The 1,360-nt window shown below is 57.8% G+C and carries 1 protein-coding gene; it reads left to right on the top strand.

Features of this window, described 5'->3' with window-relative positions; translation table 11 throughout:
* Nucleotides 1-400: 400 nt before the first annotated feature.
* Complete coding sequence (locus ACRCYW_RS05585) at nt 401-571, top strand: hypothetical protein (RefSeq protein WP_438549160.1); 171 nt, start codon at nt 401-403, stop codon at nt 569-571.
* Nucleotides 572-1,360: the final 789 nt, after the last annotated feature.

Raw genomic sequence — 1,360 nt, 5'->3', positions numbered from 1 at the left:
TGCTCGAATGTATTTTGAGCCGGCTATCACCAAGGACCGGGCCTCAGCCCTGGTCCCGAAGACACCTGACTTGCTGTACTTTCCCCTGGCCACTCCGTACCAGAACTGGACGGCCGCGGAGTCCTCTGACTCAGACTCGTGTCGACTCGGCTTCGCCTTGGGCTTGCCTCGGGGTTTGGGAGCCACCGACTCTTCTGAATCCGAGTCTTCCCGGACGGGGGGCGGCTTCTGTTTGCTTCGAGACTGGGAGGACTTGGACTGGCCCGCGTAAGGCTTGCCTCCAGTTGTCTGTTGGTTACCGCGGGGGGTGCCTCCCTTCGGCTTGCTGGTGGTTCTTGCTTGTCCGCTGGGGGTCTGACCTAGTTCCCCTTTTAGACTGGCCACCAGTCGCTCGAGCTCCATGATTTTCTGGTCTGCGGCACTGGGGAGAGAGGCCACCGCCTTGGCCTTGGACGGCATGGAGACGGGGGACGTGAACTGGACGTTGGCGGAGCGCGTACTGCGGGTCGCGGCGGGTTTCTTGTTGGCCGAAGAGGACTGTCTGGGAGCCTCTTCCCTCGTGTCGCCGTAGATCATACCGGTGACTCCCTGCAGGCCCAGTGTCTTGGACCAGCTGGACTGGGCTCGCGCCTCGGTAGGGACCGGAGTTCCTGCCGCGGCCGTGGCATAGTCCTCAAGGTCAGCGGCGTCTTCGGCTTCTTCCCCTCGGATCATGGTGAGATAATCTGCAGGGCTCAGCTCGGTGTCTTCGGCCAAGTCGCGTCTTCCCTGAGTGGATTTCTGCAAGATGTAGTAAAATCCGACAGTTCCACCGCGTTCGCTCTTGCGATGCTTGGGGCGGCTGCATACTCCAGCCGCTTCACAGCAGATGAAGACCCGACCGTTGCTCCCTTTTGGGGAGAAAGCTGCGCCGCACATGACCGTCGGCCCCAGGTACTGGGTGAACATCGGAGGGCGTCCCTGACTCGAGGCACGGCTGGACCGGCTGTCGTGGCTGCGCTCAGTGTGGTTGCTCCCCACACTCTCCGCGTCGTCGAAGAAAGCGTCGCTTTGTTCGGTCATCATGGTTTGAGAGGCAGCGGCACTTGGAAAGAAAGGGTAGATGCTCGGAAGTCTGAATGTCGGGCGCGAGAGGGCAGGCAAACAACAACAAGGTTAAAAGGTATTGTCTTTCAAGGATAGGAGGAACGAACACAAGGTTGCTTTAAAGCCTGTGTTATTGCGACGGTAGTACGAGAGGAACTCGAACAAACTCAAACTCAAATTACCCCTAGTCAAAGTAATTAATTTGTTTGTTTGTTTTTCTGGAAAAGTGAGTGGTTCCTGTGTACAATCTACATGCTTTCTTCATGCAGTTGCA

The organism is Aeromonas sp. (assembly GCF_051657805.1).
Taxonomy (GTDB): Bacteria; Pseudomonadota; Gammaproteobacteria; order Enterobacterales; family Aeromonadaceae; genus Aeromonas.
This window is presented reverse-complemented; position numbering and strand designations above follow the sequence as displayed.